Consider the following 22295-nt stretch of genomic DNA (forward strand, 5'->3'; position numbering starts at 1 on the left):
AATAAAAATTCTACTCCTTTATTTGACATAGATCCCACATTGGCGAGCATGTCCGGATAAAGGAAGGGAGGAACAGGAACCTGGTAGGTATAGAGCAAATCTTTTGTCCGTTTGTCGTAATACTCAATGGTACCACTAATGCGGCTGTTCATAATGTTATAATCCAACCCAATATTGAACATCGAAGTTTCTTCCCATTTCAAATCAGGGTTGGCATTCTGGCTGATTTGATAGGCACGGTACCATTTACCGTTGTCGTAGTACTGGCCTGAAGTGCCGTAAAGCTGAAGTGATTTATACGGGTCGATACCATCCTGGTTACCCGAAACGCCATAGCCTACACGCAATTTCAAATCGTCGAGGAAAGTTGCACCGGCCAGAAAAGGTTCTTCATTGATTCGCCATGCAGCCGAAACTGAGGGGAAAGTAGCCCACTTGTGGTTTGCACCAAATTTAGAAGATCCATCGCGACGCAGCGATAAAGTTAAGATGTAACGCATTTGATAGTTGTAGTTGACCCTTCCGAAAAATGAGACCAACCTGCTCATGTTTTTGCCTGACCATACATCTGAAGGCCTCAGGTTTTCACCTGCCTGCAAATTATTATATCCAAAAAAATCAGTAACAAATTGCCTGTTTTGTGCACCTGCATTTTGGTAATAATTATCCTCGTAAGAGTAACCACCTAAAAGTTTTATTTTGTGGTCGCCAAAAGACTTTTCATAATTCAGAGTGGTTTCAAGCAGCTCTTTATCAGCAGTCCAGAATTCACGCTGTGCAAATCCCTGGTCGTTGCGGCCCCTTTCCGTATCTGAGTCATAAAACAGTCCGTAATCATTTGTCTCTCTTTCTTTGTGAAGCCTGATACCGGCAGTAAATCCTTCAAAAAGATTTAATTGAGCATAAAGGTTTCCGAAATAGAGACTGTATTTATTATCTCTTTTGTTGAATTCGATGTTTCTTACCGGGTTTCCCTGATCGTACTCCTGCGTATCGAACCATGTTCCATCTTCAAATTTAACAGGAACAACAGGTATCATATTGTAGGCAAGCACAAAATTTCTTGTATCGGTGGGTGAATAGTTTCGCTGTGTCATTGCACCGGTAAATGTAATATCGAGCATGTTATTCAATGCTTTTTGGTTAAAGGTTATCCGGGCATTATAACGTTCCAGCTCGTTGTCATTCACCACTCCCTGCTGATCGAGGTAAGAAATGGAAGCACGGTAATTACTGTTTTTTCCACCTCCTGATAGCGAAATATTGTGGTTTTGGCTGATTCCTGTGCGCATAATTTCATCAAACCAATCGGTATTAGCACCGAGGTCCATCCCCTCAGTATCGATATTATTTTCGGAAGTGTAATTCCGCCATTCATCGGCTGTTAAAACATCAGGCACATTGGTTACAGTACTTGTAGCCACATAGCCATCGTACTCCACCAAGGGTTGGCCGGATTCACCGCTTTTGGTGGTTACAAGAATAACCCCGCTGGCCGACCGCGATCCATAAATAGCTGCTGCTGAAGCATCTTTTAAAACACTTATCGACTCGATGTCGTGCGGCGCAACTGAAGATAAACTCATTCCCGGCACACCGTCAATTACAATAAAAGGCTGACTGCTGCCTGTTAACGAGGATGTACCACGCAACCTGATTGTTTGATCGCTTGTTACATCACCGCTTCCCATTGTAATTGTAAGTCCGGCCACTTTACCTTTCAGGAGATCCACTGCATCCTGGGTCAAACCTTTGTTAAAATCATCTTCGGAAACATTGCTGATTGACCCCGATACTTCGCGTTTTTGCTGGGTACCATATCCAATAGCCACAACCTCTTCAATGCCAATTGTGGCCTCTTCCATTACAATGGTAAAAGTTGTGCGCCCTTCAATCGGCACTTCCTGCCTTTCCATTCCGACAAATGAAAAAACCAGCGTTTCGGCATCCTCCGGAATTTCGAGCTGAAACCTGCCATCGCCATCGGTTATAGTTCCAGTTGTTGTTCCTTTTACCACCACTGTCACACCCGGTAGAGGTTGCCCGTCGGAGTCGGTTACCAAACCGGATATGCCTCGTTGCTGATAAGCCATTGCCGCAGCTCCTTTCAATTTTTCACGTTCTTTAAGGATAATCTGCCGCTCGTTACGGATTTCATAATCCACTCCGGCTGCATCGCATACCGAATTTAACACCTCTTCGAAAGAAGCTTCATGAAAATCAATTGAATACCTTTTTTCCTGATCGAATATTTCGTCCTTATACAAAAAGATGAAATCCGATTGATCTTCAATGGTTTCAATCACTTCCCGGATCGTTGCTTTTTTAAACTCTACAGAAAGTTTTCCCTGGGAAAAACTGTTCCCGAAAGTGGCAAACACAAGCAAGGTTAGAACTAAAGTTAATTTCATTTTCTTAAAACTTAAATTAAGTTTTCGATCCTCCCTGTCGGGAAAATCCAATTCTCGACTTTTTTTCATAAATTTGAATTGTTAAGTTTAACATTACCAAAAATTTAACACTATTAAGCCGGAAAGGTGCTGCAACACCTTCCGGTTTTATTTTTTAATCTTATAAAAATCTTCTCCTGTTTTTAAAATCTTTACCGATGCCGCTGAAGCAACTACATCAAGCACTTCATCGCGGTTTTCGCTAAGATCCAGTTTCCCTGAAATTTCAATCCCTCCCAAAAACGGATCCTGATAGCTAAACCGAATATTATAAAATCGTTCAAGTTTTTTTATTATCCGGCTTAAATCTGAGCTTTCAAATTTGAGAAGTCCGTTCTTCCAAAGGGTGTAGTTTTCAATATCTACCATTTTGAGGTCAGCTTCGCGTTTGGTTTTATCAAATGCTGCCAACTGGCCCGGAACCAATTCAATACTTTCATCAAACAAACGGGTACTGTTTTGCTCAAGCCTCACTTTTCCTTTTGTTAAAACAGTTTCAATTATTTTGTCGGACGGGTATGCCGAAACATTAAAACTCGTCCCCAATACCTTTATACGAACATCGGTGGTTTGAACGATAAATGGGTTGTTTTCATCGTGTGTAACATCGAAAAAAGCTTCGCCTACCAGAAAGACTTCACGGGTTTTATCAACAAAAAATTCGGGGTAAACCAACCGGCTGCCTGCATTGAGAAATGCTTTTGTACCGTCGGGCAAAATAATTTCAGAAGTTTTTCCATACGGAATAACCAACTGGTTCATTTCAGGTGCCTTTTGGGGATTATGTTGGTTGGAGCCTGCAACAGTATTATTCACCAATACACTGCCGTCGTTTCGGTATTCAATAAAAGATTTTTGTTCATCGAGTTGAATATCTTCAGCTCCGGGCCTGATTAGCCGGGCGGTTTCGCTGGCATCAGGTTCAGCTAATTGCTGGGTATAAAACTGAGGACTGAAATTATCCTGTTTATAAAAAAACAGTGCACCAATCAGGAAAAAGATCAGGGCTACTGCGGCGTATTTTAGCAATGTGCCAAAAAATCTGACTTTTCTGGCCGATTGCTGATTATCTTCAACCTGTTTGAGTATTTGTGAAAACAAAAGAATCTTTTCATTTTCTGAAAGCTCTTTATTTTTTGTCCGCAGGGAGTTAATGATATTCTTTGCCAGGATGATGTTTTCTTTTTCGTGGGGATTGTCGGTTTTGAATGACTTCCACCAGCTATCAAGGGTTTCATCAGGATTAAACACCCACTCTATGAATTTTTTATTCTCAAGATATTTGCTGATATTTTCCATTTTAATGGTTTAGTACTTTTTAAAAGGACTTTAATCCTAAAAATATGGACAGTTATTTTTAGTTTTTTTTGAAAAAAATTATAACACACAGAATTTCAGCCAAATAAATAAACCATTTATTCTAACCTGGCTGTTAAAAATTGAAAACTTCTCACTTTTGAATAAATGTCATAAAAACGAAAGAATTTAAACTGCTGTCTTCACGTAAGGTTTTTAATGCCCTGTAAACCTGTTTCCTGGCCGATTCAACAGAAACATTAAGCAGCTGGGCCACTTCAGGATAATCGAGTGATTCATTGAACCGAAGGTAGAGTGCTTCTTTTTGCCTGGCCGGAAGTTGCCGGAGCGCTTCGTTTATTTTTAACTTCAACTCCTTTTCTTCCTCTTCTTCTATTATAATAGATTCAATGCTATACTCAGGTTCAAACTTCAAGTCAAAATCAATTTCATCATCAACTGCTTTCCTTTTGCGTTGAAGTTTTTTAATCAGGTTTCGTTTCAGTGCCAGAATCAGATAATATTTAAGGTTTTGTGGGTTGGTGGTATTTTTTTTACGTTTTTGATATAAATCCAGAAAAACCTCCTGAATAGCATCTTTCACCAAATCATCAAAAGGACACAATTTGGTTCCATACCGGAAGAGTACCTGCACATATTGATTGTACAATTGTGCGAAAGCTTCTTTGTTGCCTGTTTTAAAACTCTCCCAAATCAATTGATTATTCCGGGCTGTTGTATCCATTCACAATTCAGGTCAGTTTTGATTCATCCTGTATCAACAAAATTAATCAACTTTTTTCAAGTTAAATAATTTACAACTTTTAATTGACGCAAAAAATGATCTTTGTTACCAGTTAGTTAGCTTATTTCAAAGCCTGAGTTATTACCCCCCTGTTCGTTATTTCAATGGGTAAAATTTTCCCGTTTTTATCAAATTCCATTTTGTCGATACAGGTAACACGGTGATGCGGTGAAGTTTCGGTAAGCGGACGACGGTGATACACTGCATAATACTCGTCGGTACCCGGGATGTTCAGCACCGAATGATGCCCGGCACCGGTGGCCACTTTCGGATCCTGCTGCAAAACCGTTCCCTGCCGCTCAAACGACCCGAACGGATTATCGGCAATGGCATAGGCCACGCTGTAGTTGGGGCCGGTCCAGCCGCCTTCCGACCACATGAAATAGTATTTTCCGTTGCGAATAAACATTACCGGGCCTTCCACATAACCTTCGGGCGTTACTTCCATGAACATTTCGCCGTTGGGCAGCGGTTCAATTCCGGTAAAATCGTCGTTCAGCTTTACCACGTTGCAGTGGCGCCAGCCTCCGTAAAACATGTAATAGCTGCCGTCAGTGTCATGAAAAACAAACTGGTCGATGGGTTGCGCGCCGTTCACAATTTCGTTGATCAGCGGTTCTCCCAGCAAATCTTTGTATGGACCTTCGGGCTGATTAGCCACCGAAACGCCTATGCCGCCCACTTCGCCTTCGTGGACATCGTTGGCCGCAAAAAAGAAGTAGTACTTCCCGTCTTTTTCAATCACACCCGGTGCCCACATGGCACGCCATGCCCACTGCACTTCCGTTGTGTCGATGATGTTTTCATGTTTTGTCCAGTTCACCAGGTCGGGCGACGAAAAACAATCGAATTTCACCTGTTCTTCATACGGGGCAGAATAGGTAGGATAAATCCAGTATTTGTTATCGTAAACAATCACTTCGGGGTCGGCATACCAACCTTCGAACACCGGGTTGCCCGACCAAGCCGGGAAATCAGAAAGGGCCATTCCCTGCGAATAACCTGCCGAAGACAATTCGGCTGCAGCTTCCATCAGCATAGCACCGCTGAGATAAATAGTCAGATCGACCGGGCCTTCTGGTTTGGTTTTCCAGTACGAACCAAATAACATCCGTTCCTTGTCAGTTCCTTGGTTCCAAAGTGTTTGTGCGTTTTGAAACAGAAAATCCACATACTCCTGCTTTTTCTCGCGGGGCAAAGCATGGTGCTGAATCAGTTGTGTAAAATAGCGGATGAAAATTCCTTTGAATAACCCGCCATCGTGGTCGCCTTCGCTTTTCAGAATTCCATCAGCAGTGGAAAGCTGATTCAAGGTATAATCGGTGGCTTTAATGGCATCCTGCAAGTAAATTGAATCGTTAGTCAGATCGAACAGCTCCACGGCAGCACCGATAAAGGTCCCCTGGTTGTAGGTAAAAATCCAGTCTTTATTGATTTTCAAACCTTCATCGGTTTCCCTGATGTTGTCCCAAATGGCACCGGTTTCTTCATCGAAAAGGGTTTCACGTTCCCAGTGATAAATCTTTTTGGCCCATTCCAGGTCGTCGAAATTCTTTTTCTCGCGGAAAAGACGTGCGGCAAAAATAGCTGCCGGTCCGTTGGAACAGGCGTTTTTGCCATAGGGGTCCTCTTTTCCCCACATCAGCCCACCGCCGGCAACATCGCTCCATTGGGCTTTAATATCTTCCCAAACCACTTCCGTAGCATTCAAAAATTTTTCATCACCGGTAAGCTGGTAGGCGCGAAGCATGGCCAAGGCATTCCATTCCATATCGTCGATGTAACGGTTCAGAAAATCGCCACCGTTTTGCACGGGAACACCTTCAAACCAATCATGGATGTGTGTAAGATAAAATTCGTCGCCGGTGCGGGAATACGCGTCCAGCATCACATCCAAAGCATGTGCCTGCGGCCAGTAATGAAACTCGGTGCTTTGGCCATCGTTTTGGTAATTAAACCGCTTTTCATCTTCATTCCAGTAATTTTCAATCAGCGCCCGGCTGGTGGTGTCGGCAATGGCACTCCAGTCGGTTTGGGGTCCTGGCACTGATTTACTGCAGGAATTTAACAGGATAAATAAAAGGATAACTGAAGTAAGAACTAAATTTTTCATCTTTTGATAGTATCTGTAATTATTAATTTCTGATTTTGTTTTTTCACGCAAAGACACAAAGGCGCAAAGAAAATTGTTCGAAGCCTCTTTTGCGTCAATGTTCATGGTCATGTTTTTTTCCTCTCAATCATAATTTATTCCGAAGTGGTTGGCCCGTGTATCACCAAAGTACCGTCATCCAGCACTTCCATGCGGTCGATAAACACGACGCGGTTTTCGCCGGTTTCCGAAGTATATCCGTGATATACACACAACATTTTTTTGCCGTCGGGCGACCAGGTAACCGAATTGTGCCCTGTCCCGGTAACGATTCCGCCCTGCTCTGTATTTTTTTCAAGCACCGGATTGTTATGTGCTTTTGTAAACGGTCCCAGCGGATGTTCCGAAGTGGCGTATCCAACAGCATAATGTTCACCTCCGTAAAAATTGGCCGAATACATCATGTAATACACATCGTTCTTTTTGAAAATGTAGGAACCTTCGGTCCAACGGCGGTTTACTTCGCCCGAAGTTACCGAGCGGCTCTCCCACTCTGCCTGCTCGTCGTCCATTGAAACCGGTGGCCGGAGCAGCAATTGCGGTTCGCCAATTACGCCAGAAAAATCGGGTTTCATTTCCACGCCGTAAATCCAGCTCTCTTCAATTTCGTCGAATAATCCTTCGCTGCGGGCCCAATCGGCCAACTCGCTTTCTACCGGATGCTTATAGCAGGCTCTTGAATAGTACAGGTAAACCCGGTCGTCTTCAAACCAAAGATTGGCATCGATAATCGGATAACCGGGATCGAAAATGGGGCGATTATAAAGATCGGTGTAAGGTCCGGTTGGCTGATCGGAAACGGCCACCCCAATCCTGAAATTTTCCAGTTCGTTGGTGGGGTTCTCCCGCCAATCGGCACTGTAAAACAGATAAAATTTGCCTTCGTGTTCATACAGTTCCGGTGCCCAGAAATTGGCCACGCACCACGAAGAATCGGTGTTTCCCTGGTAAATGCGGCCTTCGTCGTGCCAATCTTGTAAATCGGCTGACGAATACATTTTGAACCCGTCGCTGATGCCCCCGGTACCCACCATGTAATACATTCCGTCGGAAGCTCTTAAAATATAGGGGTCGCCAAACTCGACGGGAAGCGGATTGTCGAACTGCAGCTCTTGTTTGTTTTGACTGCAGCTTAAAAGAAAAAGTGTAGCTGCCATCAGACCAAAAAATTGTTTTGCTTTCATTTCTATTTTTTATCAATTGGTTTTTATAAATTTCTGCGAAAATCAGCGCAATCCCAGCCTGCGCCTGGCAGGAACGGGAAGTTTTCTTTTTTGATAAATATGCACGCGCTCAAATTTAATCAAATACCGGTACCTGTTTCACATTACCTGGTGAATTTCCATCCACATACGGCCAGCCGTTTTGCCACTGAATTTCATCGAGCATGAGCACCCTGCCCTGCGGATTATTTTTGTCCACGGCGTGGTAGAAAATCCAGTGGTTGCCGGCATCGTCCTGTACAATTTCGGAATTGTGGCCGGTGCCCACAAACCGCTCGTTTCCGTGAATAAATATTTCGTGGTGATTGTCCATCATACTTTGGCCGGCTTTGTTTTTATAGGGCCCGGACAGATTATCGGAACGTCCCACCACTGTTGTGTACGTACTGTTCACGCCCTCGCAGCAGGAACCGATGGAAGCAAACAGGTAATACCAGCCGTCTTTTTTGTGAATGTAAGTTCCTTCATAGGCAGTGCCGGCAATTTGCTGCTTTTCGGCACCCGGTTTCAGGGAAAGCCCGTCGCTGGTGAGTTCGATGGCGTAAATCCCCCGGAAACTTCCCCAGAACAGGTAATGTTTTCCCTCCTCTACGATGTAAAACGGATCGATGGAATTTTGCACCTCAATCTCGTTGCTGCGAAAAAGTTTTCCGTGGTCGGTAAACGGGCCTTCGGGTGAATCGCTGGTGGCCACACCAATTCCGCATGTCCACTCGCCACCCCAAACCGACATGGAATAGTAAAGCACATATTTCCCGCCGATGTAGTTGATGTCTGGTGCCCACAACCCGCCGTTGGGCTCAAAATCAGGCCGGGTTTCATCGGTAAAAGCAGTGCCCACAAATTCCCAGTTCACCAAATCTTTCGATTTATGGATGGGCGTGTTGCGGATATCCTCGGTAGCGTACAGGTAGAAAAAACCGTCTTCTGCCTTTATAATTGTCGGGTCGGGCAAACTCTTAGGGACGACAGGATTTTGATAAACTTCGTTTTCATCCGGATTATTTCCTGCCGCGTTTTTGTTGTTATCACAGGCATGGGTTACCTGCGAAACAAGCAGTACTGCCAAAATCAATTTTAATATTTTCATTTTTTTCATTTAAAAATTCCGCTTTCAACCAGGTGTTCGAAGATTCAGGAATTGAATGAACGATGTGCTCCACCTGTTTCAGTTCTCCACCCTGATAATCAATTAATCCCATGGTAAACCGAATATCAGATTTGTCTTTTTTCTCCAGTAAGGAAAACGGCACTGCCATTTCAAGTTGGTAACCGGAATCTTTGTCCGAAGTGGTCACTGCAAGCTTATCTGAAGAAATTTCATTCCAATCGCCATCATCTCCTTCCCAAACTTTCAAATCCCCTTTGTAACTGCATTCTATTTTGAACACCCCCTGGTCAGGTTCCGTCAGGTTATAATTTCCGGCATCGATATAAAAATTCACGCCATCGCTGTTTTGGGGCTGTTGGGTGTTGTAAAACAATTTATCATCCGCCACTGTCGCGCAAAAATAGAAATTTTGCTCGTCGTAGCCCAATGCTCCTGAAAGCTTTGTTTCACTTTTGCTGCCAATAAAAACCGGGAACTTTTCTTCCCATTCCGATAAATCTCCATCTACTTTAACTGACTTCGGTGAAACGTTCAGTTCGGGAATCAGGTGACCGAGAATAATCCAAACCTCGCAGTTTGGACTGCGGAAACTGGTGGTTGCCGCAGCAACAACAGTGTTTTCATCCCACAGCGAAAGGGAATTCCATTTGGCTTCCCGGTCTAACGGCACATCAAACGGCCGGGTGAGTTTTTCAAAGTTGCGTCCTTTCTTGTCGCCAACGGCCACTTCGAGCGTGGACATTTCCCAGTTAGTAGTGCGCCCGGAAGTGGTTTGATACGAAAGCACCACTTCGCCCGAAGGAACCCGGAGCAGATAAGGACTACGGGTGCCAGTTTTTGCATCGAACTGTAATCCCACGCAACACGTAGCCCATCAACCGGTTGGTCTTTTTCTCCGGGAAAAGCCGGGTCTCCGGAATCCGGATTGTTGCACCCCAACAAATTAATTATCAACGAAATGAATAAAAATTTTATGCCTGGCTTCATATAATCTTGAATTTCAGGTTCTTAATCTTCCACTAAAACAGGTGCAAAAAAATTTTCGTCAATCTTAATAATTTCTTCCCCGTTAACTTCTTCAAAAGTTGCCGTGCTGATGTACATATTCCGGGGATGGATATTTTCTTTGCTGTTGTGGGCGTGAAAAACGATGCGCGGGTTGCCTTCCTTGTCGGTGAAAAAGGCGCTGTGCCCCACCCCGACCAAATTACCAGGCTTCTGCCAGATGGGATTGTTTTCATACTTTTTCCAGGGTCCGGTAATCTTGTCAGCCGTGGCAAACCCGATTCCGTAAAACGGACTTTCGTAACTGTTGGCCGAATAGGTCATGAAGTACTTTTTTTATAATTCAATAATTAAAGGATGATTGCTTAAAAAGAAAGTAATTTCCCGGGCCTCGTTCAAGCGCATAACCGGACTTTTCCCATGTGTTGGATCATAAATTTTCACAGAAGAAAATATGCGGTCAAGCTGCACGGTAATTTTATCGGTATCGCCGGTAAACCGTTCGCCCCACAAAACCAGAAAAAATTTTCCATTGCTTTTTTGCAACAGCAAATCGTGGACAGTTTCAGGGCGATTTTCAATAAAATAACTCAGTTTACCCGGTTTTGAAATTGTTCCATTGTCCTCCAGGATAGTTGTTAAATTGTGCATGTAATGCGCGGCCTTTTTGGGCGAATAGTCCATTTTATAAAAAGCATAAGGTTCGTGAGCAGGTTCATTCGAACGGGTTCTGAGCAGATAAACAGAAGTATAACTCCAACCGCGTTTGAACTGCGACAAGTATAAATTCATAAACAGGCGGGCCTGAATTTCCTCTGTAATTTCACCTTTAGCGGCAATTCCGGTTTCGGTTGTAACACGTGGCAGGCTTTTTAACTCTTCTTCAGAATAACCTTCAAAACCTTTTCCCCAGGTTTTTCCGTAGTTGCCATACAAACCGTCAACCGGGCATTCGGGACCGGGGTCAGCACTTTGCCAGGTCTGGTTATCATGCAAACCGGGCCACGAGGGATGTGTAATGTAATTGTGGCAATTGGCAAAATCGGCAAACCGGGTTCCGGCAGGCATTAGTGTTTCCGCGCCATCGGGAATTTTCAGAAATTGCAATCCCGCGTTATCGGTTTGCGCACCGTTTTCGGAAATACTCCAAACCGGAATATTTTTCAGCACCGGATCACTTTTAACAGCATTGTACAAATCGCGCTGCAGCTTGGCAACCGGCAGCCACGACAAATCACGGCCTCCTTTTTCACCCTGATAAGTAACTTCCCAGTTGTTGGGTTCGTTGTTGCCTTCGATGGCAAGCAGCGCGCCGGCTTCTGCCAACTCACGCGCTTCACTTATCAGCCGATCGATATCTGTGCCCCCACTCAGCAATCCGTACACTATTTTGGCACCGGTTTTCCGGTGGAGTTCAATCATATCGGCGGTTGAGATACCATCTTCGAGGCCGCAGCGGATAAAACGAATTCCGGTGTATTCCAATGCTTCGATGGTTCCCTGCAAGGTTTCGCCCCGCCCGGTGATGCTGGAACATACCCCGATGCTGTTTAAGAATTTGCTGACATTAATAGCCTGAACCTGCTCCAATTCAGAAGATGATGGCTGACTATTCCCATCAAAAGGAAAGCCGGCAAAAGCGATAAAAAAGATAAGAATCAGTTTTTTCATAGTTACCAAAATCACCTCACCGGAAACTGTGAAATCCGCAAAGTGGTGCATCCATACGGAATCAATTCCACTTCTTCAACCGGAGTGGTTACATTCAAATTCTCAGGGCGTACCGGAATATCTCCGGCCGAAGCCCGTTCAATTTTCCAGTCGGGCAACCGCTGTGCTTTTACTTTTACAGAAATTGGCGCATTGGCAAGGTTCCACGGGTAATCGGCCACTTCCTCTTTCATTTCAACCTGCAAATTGTTGTTTTCAATTTCGCTGCGCAAGATGGCATAATTCCAGGGCGATTTCGGATACACTTCAAAATAGGTATCGTCGTACTCTTTTTTTGTGATTTCGCGCCACTCTTCATCAATCTTCAGTGCATAAACGAGCGGGCCGCGTTCAATTCCCAGTGAATTTTCGTACCAGTTGCTGTACCTAAAGTCCATGCCGAGATTTAGTTTCACCACATCGCCCGGATGCCATTCCCGGTTTAAAACGACAATATAATTTTCTGGATTTACAGAAACTTTCTCGCCGTTTAATGTGAGTGAATAATTCTTACACCATTGTGGAATGCGCAAATGAAACGGGAATGAAGTTTTTTGAGCCGTTTCAATAGTAAACTGAATTTCTCCATTAAACGGATAATTTGTTTTTTCGGTGATGGTCACTTCTTCACCTTTGCCAACCTTGGCGGTTACTTTTGACGGACCGTAAACCATTGCGGCAATTCCATCGTCGGCCGAGGCGTACCACAGGTTTTGCACAAATTTAGGCCATCCCTGGTGCATGTTGGTCAGGCAACACGGATAACCGGTTGTAGTTCCGTAAACAATCCGTCCGTGATTGTCCTGAAAGAAGTTGCGCACTTCATCGGTAATCAGCACCTGGTTGGCCTGCTGAAAATATTGTTTGCGTGTAAAGTCGTCGTTATGCTGAGTTGGAAGCACGTTGTAAGCCACTTTTTCGAGGTAATCGGCGTAATAGACATCGCCGGTTACTGGCAAAATGGTTTCAAAGCTGAACATCATTTCAATTGCCGAACAGAGTTCAGAGCCCTGGGTGGGATTGTTTCCGTGCAGCAGTTCGTCGCCACCGTACATGCCATTTACAAAACCATGACTTTCCCTGAGCGCAGTCAACCCATCTTTCACCGCATCCGGGTATTTTTGATCCGGATGCTGCTGGTAATAAACAACCGGCGCTTTGAGTCCCTGTGCCACGTTCACACAGTGCAAACCGGGAAGCGGATTGAGCCTCCGGATGCGGTCGCCCGAATAAATTTCGGTCCATTCAAAGGTTTGTTCATGAATGGTTTCGGCCAAATCGAGCAAAAACTTTTCACCGGTTATGTTGTAGAGCCAGTAAACCACCGCCAGGTTGTCGGCACCGCGCCGGTTGCCCCAGAATGTCCAGTTGCCAAGGGGAAAATCGGGAAGCATTTTATGCTGATATTTGAAATAATTGAGCATCAAATCGATGACACGTTCATCTCCGGTGGCTGAATAATATTGCTGAAGCACTTTCAGCATCACCATTTTGGGCCACCAGTCTTCGCGGTTTCCCTGCTGGGTTCCCTGAATCCGTTCGTAACCTTCGGGCAGTGGCCGTGGACCAAAGTAACCATCTTCTCGCTGATTTTCAATGCTCCACTCGATCCATTCCTGCGCCTTGGCTTTCAGCTTTTCATCATTCAGAATATAAGCCAGCGGCACCAGTCCGTCGAGCCAGTAAGGGCCACGTTCCCAGCCGTCGCCGGTTCCACCGAGCCAGCCGTTGTTGGGACCACAAACCACACTGTACACACTGTCGATGTTTCCGGTAAGCCCGTCGCGCTGCACTTCCAGCATTTCGCGCAGCATGCCCTGCGGCTTGATGGAACCCAGGGGTAGCGCAGTGTAAGGCTGCGCTACCAATGGTTTCCTGTTGGTTATATAATGTGAGTTTCTGTTTTCTTTTGAAAAAGAAAACAGGCTCAGTAAAATAAATGTCAGTATCAGGCTTGTTATTCTCATCATATTGGTTTACTAATAGTTAATCATTTAAAAAGTTGGAAATTTCCTGGTTCACTTTTCTAATCTGGTCCTCAATCATTTTAATCACTTTGCGGTCGTAAGTCATCAGGCCGTTTACTTCTGATTCCACATCGGTGGTTTGAGTGTAAACCGCACCGGAGTATCCATTCGGAATCAATTCTTTTAACCGTTCCGCCATTTCAATGTAGGCATCGGTGGCTTCCTGCGAAGTTTTGTACTGCACATAACCCCAGTTGCGGCCGGTTTCCCACAAATGGCCCTCTTTTGCCAGTCCAATACCTCCGTATTCGCCCAGCACGTTCACCATTTCAGAATGGTACAATCCCATTACCGGATTCGGATAATTGTGCATATCCAGAATGTCGCCCACTTCGTAATGGTTACCGCCGCTGGCCGAATTTACAAGCCGTGAAGGATCATAATCTTTTGTCCATTCCACAATTTCTTCGGTTTTAAACTGCCCCCAGGCTTCGTTAAACGGTACCCACACCACCACACTCGGATTGGAGTAGCAAAGATCCATGATTTCTTTCCATTCGCGGCGGTAGTTTTCTTCCGATTCGGCACTTCGCTCCAGTTCTTTTCCATCGAAAAAGTTACGCATTTGCCACTGGGGCGAGCGGTCGCCGTTGGGCATGTCCTGCCAAACCAGGATTCCTTCGCGGTCGCAGTGGTAGTACCAGCGCGCCGGTTCCACTTTCACGTGTTTGCGAATCATGTTGAAACCGAAATCTTTGGTTTTTTGAATGTCGTACAGCAATGCTTCGTCGGTGGGTGCTGTGTATAATCCGTCGGGCCACCATCCCTGATCGAGCGGGCCGAAATGGAAATAGTCTTTGTTGTTGAGTTGCATACGAATTACGCCATTTTCATCGCGCGAGGTGGAAATTTTGCGCATTCCCACATAGCTTTTCACTTCGTCAACGGGTTCTCCGTCTTGTAAAACGGCAACTTCCAAATCGTACAAAAACGGCGATTCGGGGCTCCACAATTTGGCGTTTGGCACGCTCACCAAAACTTCATTTCCGGCTGCGGCTCTTCCAGTACTCACCACATTTCCGTTTTCAAGCACTTTCACTTCGATAATATCGGTAGCCGAAGTTCCTTTGGTGGCAGCTACTACAGAAATATTTTCGCCGTCGATATTCGGAACGGTTTTCAGTTGGGTAATGTAAGCTTCTTCCACCGGCTCAATCCAAACAGTTTGCCAGATTCCGGTAACCGGTGTGTACCAGATTCCGTGCGGATCGTTGATTTGTTTCCCGCGCGGCTGGTAGCCCCTGTCGGTAGGATCCCAAACTTTCACCGTCAGTTTTTGCTCCCCGTTTTCAAGAAAAGGTGTGATATTGAAACTGAACGGCGTGTAGCCTCCTTTGTGCGAACCTACTTTTATGTCGTTCACCCACACATCGGCTTTCCAGTCCACAGCTCCGAAATTCAAAACTACATCTTTCCTTTTCCAGTCGGAAGGAACCGAGAATGTGGTTTCGTACCACAATTCATTGTTTTCACCCACACGTTTCTGCACCCCTGAAAGACTCGACTCGATGGCGTACGGTACGAGGATTTCCCCGTCGAATGCAGCGGGTGCACTGCTGCCCCTTTCAACGATAGCATAGTTCCACAACCCATTAAGATTGAGCCACTCGCTGCGTTCCATTTGCGGACGTGGGTATTCGGGCAGCGGATTGGCCGGGTCAATTTCTTCGGCCCATTGGGTTTTAATTTTGTCACCGGCAGGTTGCCAGGTTTGTGCATTTACAAAATTTGTAATTGCCAGAAGCAAAACGATTGTCAGACTTTTCTTCATTTGAAATTATTTTTAAAATTTAAATTTTCACAAATTTAACAATAAACTTTTCACTGCTGGAGGAAAATTTACCCTACCCTGTTTAATTAAACAGGCTACAATATATTTACGATAATTTTCCTTCAGTAACCAATTTCAGAATTAGTTCTCCAAAAAGTGTATTGGCCCAGGCAAACCATGAACGCGAAAAATTTTCAGGATCATCTTTATGAAATGATTCGTGCATAAAACCGGTACCGGCATCGGTATCGCGCAATGTTTTTACACACCACGCTATTTCTTTATCGTCGGTACTGGTCATTGCCCGCATAATGATGCTCATTGGCCAAATCATATCATAACCCACGTGTGGCCCGCCAATTCCTTCGGCAGCTTTTCCACGGAAAAAATAGGGGTTGTCCTGGCTCCAGATCAGGTTTCGCGTGTTTTTATAAATTTTGTCGTTTCTATCTACTGCATCCAAATAGGGCAAAGCCAGCAGGCTCGGAATATTGGCATCATCCATAAAGGTGAAATTGCCAAATCCATCCACTTCGTAGGCATATACTTTTCCATGGCGCGGATGTTTCACAACGGCATATTGCTGAATTGCGTTATCTACTTCGTCAGCCAAAGCCAGGCATTTTTCAGCAAAGGTGGTATTGCCAGTTACCTCCGTGCTGATTTCGGCCAGTTGCCTGAGCGAAACAACGGCAAACAGATTCGACGGGATTAGAAATCCATAGGTCGAAGCATCGTCGGAAGGACGGAACGAGGAGTTGATCAACCCCACAGGATTTAGCGGACGGCCGTAACCCCCGTTCGACAAAGTATCGAGCTGGCGTGTGGTTTCGCGCTGAAATTTATACGGTCCCAGTCCGTTTTTGCGCTGCTGGGTTTTAAATGTGTCAACAATTGATGCTGCTGCTTTTTGCCAGTCGCTGTCGAAAACAGAAGTATCGCCGGTAGTTTTCCAGTAATTGTATGCGAGGCGGACCGTATAGCAGAGCGAATCGATTTCCCATTTGCGCTCGTGCAGGCCGGGTTTCATGTTAGTATGGTCGTCTTTCCACTCCCCATCGACCAACTCTTTGTTAAACGCATTGGCATACGGATCGAGCAGTACGCATTGCGTTTGCCTGTTGATTACCCCTGCCAGCAACGATTTCAATTTTTCATCCTGGTTTGCCAGCGGCAAATACGGCCATACCTGGGCTGAGGAGTCGCGGAGCCACATGGCATGAATATCGCCGGTAATTACAAAAGTGTCCGGCTTCCCGTTTTTCATGCCGTATTCAACAGTTGTATCCAGTGTATTTGGAAAACAGTTTTCAAACATCCAGGCCAGTTTGGGGTCTTTTAGCTTTGCCTTGGTGGCCGCAATGGTTTCATCTACTGCTTTCGAGGTAAAATTTCTTTCGTTTACAGCAGGCCGGTTTGAAGTGTATTGTTTGCTCATGGTAGTTGCCCATAAACTTCCTGAACCAGCCATTGCAAGTCCGGCAGTGGTCAATGTTCCTTTTTTCAAAAAATCTCTTCGTGTTGTCATGTATCGTCTGTTAAAAATGTAAAAACTGAAATTAAATTTAAAAATGCAAAAAATAGAAAAGCGCCACCAAATTTTGGCGGCGCTTTTACTAAAACAGATAAATTAATTGAAAAAATTAACCTTAGTTGGCTTGCATATTGCCTTGATTAGGTTCCAATAATGGGTTGGCATTTAATGCCCTCGATGGAATCGGATAAACTGTTTTATCCTGGCTGTCGGCGGTTTTATCCCACCATTCGTTACCAAAGCGGTTCCAACGAATCAGGTCGGTACGGCGGTGCCTTTCACCAATAAATTCGCGGCCGAGTTCATCCACAAATTCATCATCATCGAGTTTTTCAATATTATTAGCATAGCTTTCTTCAGCCCACATTTCATCGGGGAAATTTCTTTCCCGAACAGCGTCAAGCAATTCGGCTGCTCCTTGTTTGTCGCCATCGCGGTATTTGCATTCAGCAAGTGCGTAATACATTTCAGCCAGGCGAATTTCGGTAGCTGAATTGGTCTGGAAAAGATCATACGTCATAGGCAACCACGGGAATTTAATAAACCGAACTCCACTGTTTTCTTCACCGGTTGTAACCTGAGAGCCTTCGTTCCAGCGCCCATTCGGTTTTTCAGAAAAACGACCGACCTGATCAACATAACTCAAAGGCTGGCCATTGTACTCTTCTGTTCCCAAAATCATTTTTGTACTGTCGAAACCAAATCCCTGTTCGTAATTAAATTCATATTGCTGACCAATGAGGAAGAATCCTTCATATCCACCTTCTTTATCAGTTGTACGGAAAGGCTGTTTCCTGAAATCACCATCACTAAATTTTTCGTAAGGTTTACCAAGCTGGTAATCGTAAATTTCTCCTTCCAGGTCACGCGATGGTGACAAGGTGATTCCATTCCACCCCCCCCAGTCGTTATCGAGCGAGTAACGCTGCTGGTAGTGCATAAATGCATTGTACATCCAGCTAAACTCATAAATATTTTTAGCATGCGGAAATTCCATGATATTCTCAGGAGAACGGTAGCCGTTAACGCCTGAACGGAACGGACCTCTGTAATCCGGGTCAATCTGGTAGTCGCCATATTGCCCGTCGATAATTTCCTGTGCATATTTTGCCGCATCGTTGTAACGTGGAGTGCCTGTCCAAACTTCAGCATTCAAATACAACCTGACCAGCAACGCAGCGGCACCACCCTGATCCCAGCGACCGGCCCTGCCGTTTTGGGGCAATCCGGGAAGTGCATCTTTCAGTTCCGTCTCAATAAAATTGAATGCTTCTGTGGCGCTCGACTGGCCCACAACCTGGCCTACTTCTGTTACAATCGGGATTTCCCTGAAATAATCGATAAGGAACAGGTAAAACCAAGCTCTTAAAGTTCTGAGTTCGCTTATGTGCTGTGCTTTATCTGCTTCAGTCAATCCAAATTTTGGGTAATCGAGATTGGTAAAATCCTCAATAAACTGGTTGCACTGTGCAATTCCCTGGTAGGGCCCAATCCACGAACCATAAATCACACCTTCGTCATCGGTCCATTCGTGGCGATGCATGCGCACCCATTGACCACCATCCCAGCCGTGCTTTCCTTTTTGCGCCCACACAAACTGGTCGGCAGAAAGTTCCTGTGTAATCCAGCGGTCGCCGTCCCAGCCAACCCAGTGGCCATGTTCATACGGACGAACCAGTGCCGCAATAATCGAATTTTTATCCTGATAGTAACTATCAGCAGTTAGCGTGTCAAATACTTCTTCATCCAGATTTGTGCAGGACGGTGCTGCCAGTATAAAAACGAGCAGCAGGTATATTAATTTTTTCTTATTCATGTTTCTTTTCTTAAAGTTTTAAATTCAATTGTTTAGAATGAAACTTGAACACCGAGTGTGTAGTTTCTTGTAATTGGATACACATCCAGGCTTTGGATTCCCGGTTCAAGTCCTGAAATATTAACTGTTGTAGGATCCAGCCCTGAATAATTGGTAATTGTAAATACATTTTTTACCGTACCATAAACCCTGAGGCTGCGAATGTATTTATTATTGATTTGCGGAGTCCATCCGATAGTCAGGTTGTCCAGTTTCAAATAATCACCATTTTCAAGGAAATAGTCAGTTATAACTTTTCCTGATTTTATATGGCCATTTCTTTCGTAAGCAGATTGCAGCAAATTAACACCGGGTTCAGCAACCAATCCGTAATACATTTGATAGAGATTCAGTATCTGATAATCGAAACGTCCTCTGAAATAAAGCGTAAGATCAAAGTTTTTGTAAGTAATATTATTTCCCCAGGCGAGTTCCACGCGAGGAGCACCATGGCCGAGGTATGTCTTATCGTCTTCGCTGGCTTCGGAAGAAGCATTGATTTTTTCAGTACCCACTTCACCATTCTCCCAAACCAGAATGTTTCCATCTTCATCTACACCGGCATATTTGTACCCGTAAAAACTTCCAATCTCGGTGTCGTCTTCAAGGCGCTGCGCATTTCCGGGGTTTCCAGGCGATGGCAGCCAGTATCTTTCCATGTATCCTTTGGTAAAAGTTTCGTTTGAGAACTTATCAAGTTTCGATTTAATGTACGAAGCAGTAATACTTGTTGAATAAGTAAAATCATTGGTTTGAACTGCGTTCCAGTCCACCATCAATTCTACCCCGCGTGAACTTGTTGATGCCACGTTTGTGAAAATCTGGTCGTGGAGATAAGGTGGTACAGGCGCATCGTAGTTTGAAATCACGTCTTTTCCCTGACGGATAAATGCGTCGAAACTACCTGACAAGCGGCTCTTAAACAATTCGAAATCAACACCCACGTTGTAAGAAATTTGCTTCTCCCATCTCAGGTTTGGATTTGGATTATTGGCCGGTCCGTAAACCTGAATCCATTCACCTTCGTCGTTTTGCCACCTTCCGTAGCCGGTATATCGGGCAAGTGAAGCATAACGTCCAAATCCTGAACGGCCTGTTTCACCATACGAAACCCTGAGTTTTAAATCATCAACAGCGGTGGCCCCTTCAAGGAATGGCATATTCGATAGCCTCCACGCAGCCGATGCTGCCGGGAAAGTTCCCCATTTGTTGTCTTTACCAAATTTTGTGTTCCCTTCGTAGCGCAACGACGCAGTTAACAGAATCAAATCGTTCCATGAGTAATTGGCGCGGCCAAAAAATGCAATGGTTTTTTCTTTGCTTCTCCACGAATCCATTCCAAGGCGGCCTTCTTCGAGGTTCCATTCACCGGCACTTAAATTGTTGTATTTGAATGCATCGGAAATAAAGTCCATATTTTCAGCCCAGAAACCAAAGTTGTTAAACTCCTGGTAAGAGTATCCACCCATAAATTTGAAGTAGCTTTTGTCCCATTCGGCATAATAGTTACCAATCCACTCGAGTGTGTAATCTTCCCACGATTCGCTTTGCAAACGGGCACGGCCGGTGCGCATATTATCGATGGATTCTTTCGCTTTCGACGTGTAATATTCTCGGCGGTACATCAGTTGTTTCTGACGTGCAAGTTTAATTTCAGTGTTCAAATTTGAAAGTAAATTGAACTTAATGTTGAAATCGATGATGGAATATTCCTGGTCGGCACCATTTTCACGCTCCAGCAAGTCCTGAACCGGATTGTAAGTGGCGTATCCGTACATCCTGTAATAACCTGAAGGTTCATTTTTATCGTACACCGGAATGGTAGGATTCAGTTTAACAGCCTGCTGAAAAACACCGTAATTGGTGTATTCTTCTGCTACATCTTTATAAGAAAGGTTTCCGCTAAGTTCCAGAAAACCATCCAGTGCTTTTTGCTGAAAACTGGCACGGATTCCGGCTTCCTGGCGTTCGGATGCAATATCGATGGCCGTTTTATCTTTGTAATTGGCCGAAATCCTGAAAATGGTATTTTCACTTCCGCCCGATGCCGAGATGTAATGGTTTTGGCCAAAATTATCTTTTCTGATTAGTTCATCGTACCAGTCGGTACGTGCTCCCCGGTCAACATCGATTCCATGTTCGAGGAACTGTTCGGCAGATAAAATATCGGGACGGTTTGCCACTACATCGTGATCGATGTAGCTGTCGTAAGTAACCACAATCTCACCAGCTTTCCCGGTTTTGGTTTCCACCAAAATTACTCCATTGGCAGCTCTTGAACCATAAATTGCAGCAGCAGAACCGTCTTTGAGAACAGTCATCGACTTAATATCCTGTTGTGCGATATTGTTTAGATTACCTCCGGGAACACCATCAATAATAATCAGCGGGCCATTCCCGGCATCAATTGAAGAAGCTCCGCGAATCTGTACGTTGGTACCGCTGTTCGGGTCGGCAGCCGCTGTGTTCGAAATCGATACACCCGACACTTTTCCATCCATCATCTGCAACGGATTATTTACTGCACCATCGAGCAAATCTTTATCGGAAACACTCGATACGGCGCTGGTCAACTCGCGTTTTTGAATTGAACCATATCCCACAACAACCACTTCATCCACATCAAATGTTTCATCCTGCATTTCAACATTAATTGTTGACCTTCCGTTAATTTCTAACTCAAGTGTTTGCATTCCTACAAACGAGAATTGAAGTACTTCTGCATTTTCAGGAAGATCCAGCGAATAATTTCCATCAACATCGGTTATTGTACCCTGGGTTGTACCTTTCACCACCACAGTTACTCCCGGCAATGGCTGGTTTCTCGAGTCGGTTACCCTTCCGGAAACCGAACGCTGCTGTGCACCCGTTGCATGTGAAACAACCGGTTCAGCGCCCGGATTCAAACTTTCGGGATACAACAGGATGTGGCGATCGAAAACGCCAAATTCCACGTTTGTACCTGCAAAAATCACATTCAGTGATTCTTCGATGGTTTTTTCGTTAATATCGACGGTTACTTCCCTGTCGAGATTAATATACCCCGGACTGTAGGCAAACCGGAATTCCGACTGACTTTCTATGGCATCCAGCACTTCGGACACCTTTGCATTCCGCATTTCGAGCGAAAGTTTTGTGGATTGACTGTAAACACTTGCAGAAACCTGCATCAACCCAACCAATAAGAACAAAAATGTTAATTTCATAAATCTTAAACATTTGTTCCAAAATGAGGGAATTTTACTCCCCGTAATTCGGATTTTCTTCATAATTTAACCAATGATTTAGTTTATAAATAATTTATTTATCATTTGCCGATGATAAATAAGACCGGGAGTGTTACCGCACTTCCGGTT

14 protein-coding genes are annotated in these 22295 nt (G+C 44.6%); all 14 read right to left on the bottom strand.

What is annotated here, in order from left to right; all coding sequences use genetic code 11:
- Positions 1-2411, bottom strand: a 2411-nt coding sequence (locus ACTCNA_RS07385) for a SusC/RagA family TonB-linked outer membrane protein (RefSeq protein WP_462947263.1), incomplete at its 3' end; no start/stop codon positions are given.
- A gap of 147 nt (positions 2412-2558) precedes the next feature.
- On the bottom strand, positions 2559-3749 hold the full coding sequence (locus ACTCNA_RS07390) for a FecR family protein (protein ID WP_462947264.1): 1191 nt from the start codon (positions 3747-3749) through the stop codon (positions 2559-2561).
- Positions 3750-3900: 151 nt separating this feature from the next.
- The gene (locus ACTCNA_RS07395; protein WP_462947265.1) at positions 3901-4491 is read right to left on the bottom strand and encodes an RNA polymerase sigma factor; all 591 of its coding nucleotides are present in this window, start codon (positions 4489-4491) and stop codon (positions 3901-3903) included.
- Between the two features lie 121 nt (positions 4492-4612).
- A complete protein-coding gene (locus ACTCNA_RS07400; RefSeq protein ID WP_462947266.1) occupies positions 4613-6664 on the bottom strand; it encodes a family 43 glycosylhydrolase in 2052 nt (683 codons plus the stop codon).
- A 134-nt stretch (positions 6665-6798) separates the two neighbouring features.
- The gene (locus tag ACTCNA_RS07405; protein WP_462947267.1) at positions 6799-7887 is read right to left on the bottom strand and encodes a glycoside hydrolase family 43 protein; all 1089 of its coding nucleotides are present in this window, start codon (positions 7885-7887) and stop codon (positions 6799-6801) included.
- A gap of 115 nt (positions 7888-8002) precedes the next feature.
- Positions 8003-9016 carry a family 43 glycosylhydrolase gene (locus ACTCNA_RS07410; RefSeq protein ID WP_462947268.1) on the bottom strand — a complete coding sequence of 338 codons (1014 nt, stop codon included), beginning with the start codon at positions 9014-9016 and terminating at the stop codon, positions 8003-8005.
- Positions 8955-9896 (bottom strand): sugar-binding protein, encoded by a 942-nt coding sequence (locus tag ACTCNA_RS07415; protein WP_462947269.1) that lies wholly within the window; start codon positions 9894-9896, stop codon positions 8955-8957. The genes ACTCNA_RS07410 and ACTCNA_RS07415 overlap by 62 nt, the downstream gene beginning before the upstream one ends.
- A 149-nt stretch (positions 9897-10045) precedes the next feature.
- Positions 10046-10366 (bottom strand): family 43 glycosylhydrolase, encoded by a 321-nt coding sequence (locus tag ACTCNA_RS07420; RefSeq protein ID WP_462947270.1) that lies wholly within the window; start codon positions 10364-10366, stop codon positions 10046-10048.
- Between the two features lie 12 nt (positions 10367-10378).
- A complete protein-coding gene (locus tag ACTCNA_RS07425) occupies positions 10379-11713 on the bottom strand; it encodes a hypothetical protein (RefSeq protein WP_462947271.1) in 1335 nt (444 codons plus the stop codon).
- A gap of 11 nt (positions 11714-11724) precedes the next feature.
- Positions 11725-13722, bottom strand: coding sequence for a beta-L-arabinofuranosidase domain-containing protein (locus ACTCNA_RS07430; RefSeq protein ID WP_462947272.1), 1998 nt, complete (start codon positions 13720-13722; stop codon positions 11725-11727).
- A 16-nt stretch (positions 13723-13738) separates the two neighbouring features.
- Positions 13739-15550, bottom strand: coding sequence for a glycoside hydrolase family 2 protein (locus ACTCNA_RS07435; RefSeq protein ID WP_462947273.1), 1812 nt, complete (start codon positions 15548-15550; stop codon positions 13739-13741).
- 106 nt (positions 15551-15656) lie between these two features.
- Positions 15657-17078: a glycoside hydrolase family 125 protein gene (locus tag ACTCNA_RS07440; protein ID WP_462947274.1), complete on the bottom strand. Its 1422-nt coding sequence runs from the start codon at positions 17076-17078 to the stop codon at positions 15657-15659.
- A 121-nt stretch (positions 17079-17199) separates the two neighbouring features.
- On the bottom strand, positions 17200-18900 hold the full coding sequence (locus ACTCNA_RS07445) for a RagB/SusD family nutrient uptake outer membrane protein (RefSeq protein WP_462947275.1): 1701 nt from the start codon (positions 18898-18900) through the stop codon (positions 17200-17202).
- A 32-nt stretch (positions 18901-18932) separates the two neighbouring features.
- Positions 18933-22145, bottom strand: a complete 3213-nt coding sequence (locus tag ACTCNA_RS07450) for a SusC/RagA family TonB-linked outer membrane protein (RefSeq protein ID WP_462947276.1) — start codon at positions 22143-22145, stop codon at positions 18933-18935.
- Positions 22146-22295: the final 150 nt, after the last annotated feature.

The organism is Tangfeifania sp., assembly GCF_055108615.1.

What these genes read in the sequence shown, in the direction of transcription:
- ACTCNA_RS07390 (WP_462947264.1), bottom strand. Translation starts at nt 3,749, where the DNA reads ATGGAAAATATCAGCAAATATCTTGAGAATAAAAAATTCATAGAGTGG.
- ACTCNA_RS07395 (WP_462947265.1), bottom strand. Translation starts at nt 4,491, where the DNA reads ATGGATACAACAGCCCGGAATAATCAATTGATTTGGGAGAGTTTTAAA.
- ACTCNA_RS07400 (WP_462947266.1), bottom strand. Translation starts at nt 6,664, where the DNA reads ATGAAAAATTTAGTTCTTACTTCAGTTATCCTTTTATTTATCCTGTTA.
- ACTCNA_RS07405 (WP_462947267.1), bottom strand. Translation starts at nt 7,887, where the DNA reads ATGAAAGCAAAACAATTTTTTGGTCTGATGGCAGCTACACTTTTTCTT.
- ACTCNA_RS07410 (WP_462947268.1), bottom strand. Translation starts at nt 9,016, where the DNA reads ATGAAAATATTAAAATTGATTTTGGCAGTACTGCTTGTTTCGCAGGTA.
- ACTCNA_RS07420 (WP_462947270.1), bottom strand. Translation starts at nt 10,366, where the DNA reads ATGACCTATTCGGCCAACAGTTACGAAAGTCCGTTTTACGGAATCGGG.
- ACTCNA_RS07425 (WP_462947271.1), bottom strand. Translation starts at nt 11,713, where the DNA reads ATGAAAAAACTGATTCTTATCTTTTTTATCGCTTTTGCCGGCTTTCCT.
- ACTCNA_RS07430 (WP_462947272.1), bottom strand. Translation starts at nt 13,722, where the DNA reads ATGATGAGAATAACAAGCCTGATACTGACATTTATTTTACTGAGCCTG.
- ACTCNA_RS07435 (WP_462947273.1), bottom strand. Translation starts at nt 15,550, where the DNA reads ATGAAGAAAAGTCTGACAATCGTTTTGCTTCTGGCAATTACAAATTTT.
- ACTCNA_RS07440 (WP_462947274.1), bottom strand. Translation starts at nt 17,078, where the DNA reads ATGACAACACGAAGAGATTTTTTGAAAAAAGGAACATTGACCACTGCC.
- ACTCNA_RS07445 (WP_462947275.1), bottom strand. Translation starts at nt 18,900, where the DNA reads ATGAATAAGAAAAAATTAATATACCTGCTGCTCGTTTTTATACTGGCA.
- ACTCNA_RS07450 (WP_462947276.1), bottom strand. Translation starts at nt 22,145, where the DNA reads ATGAAATTAACATTTTTGTTCTTATTGGTTGGGTTGATGCAGGTTTCT.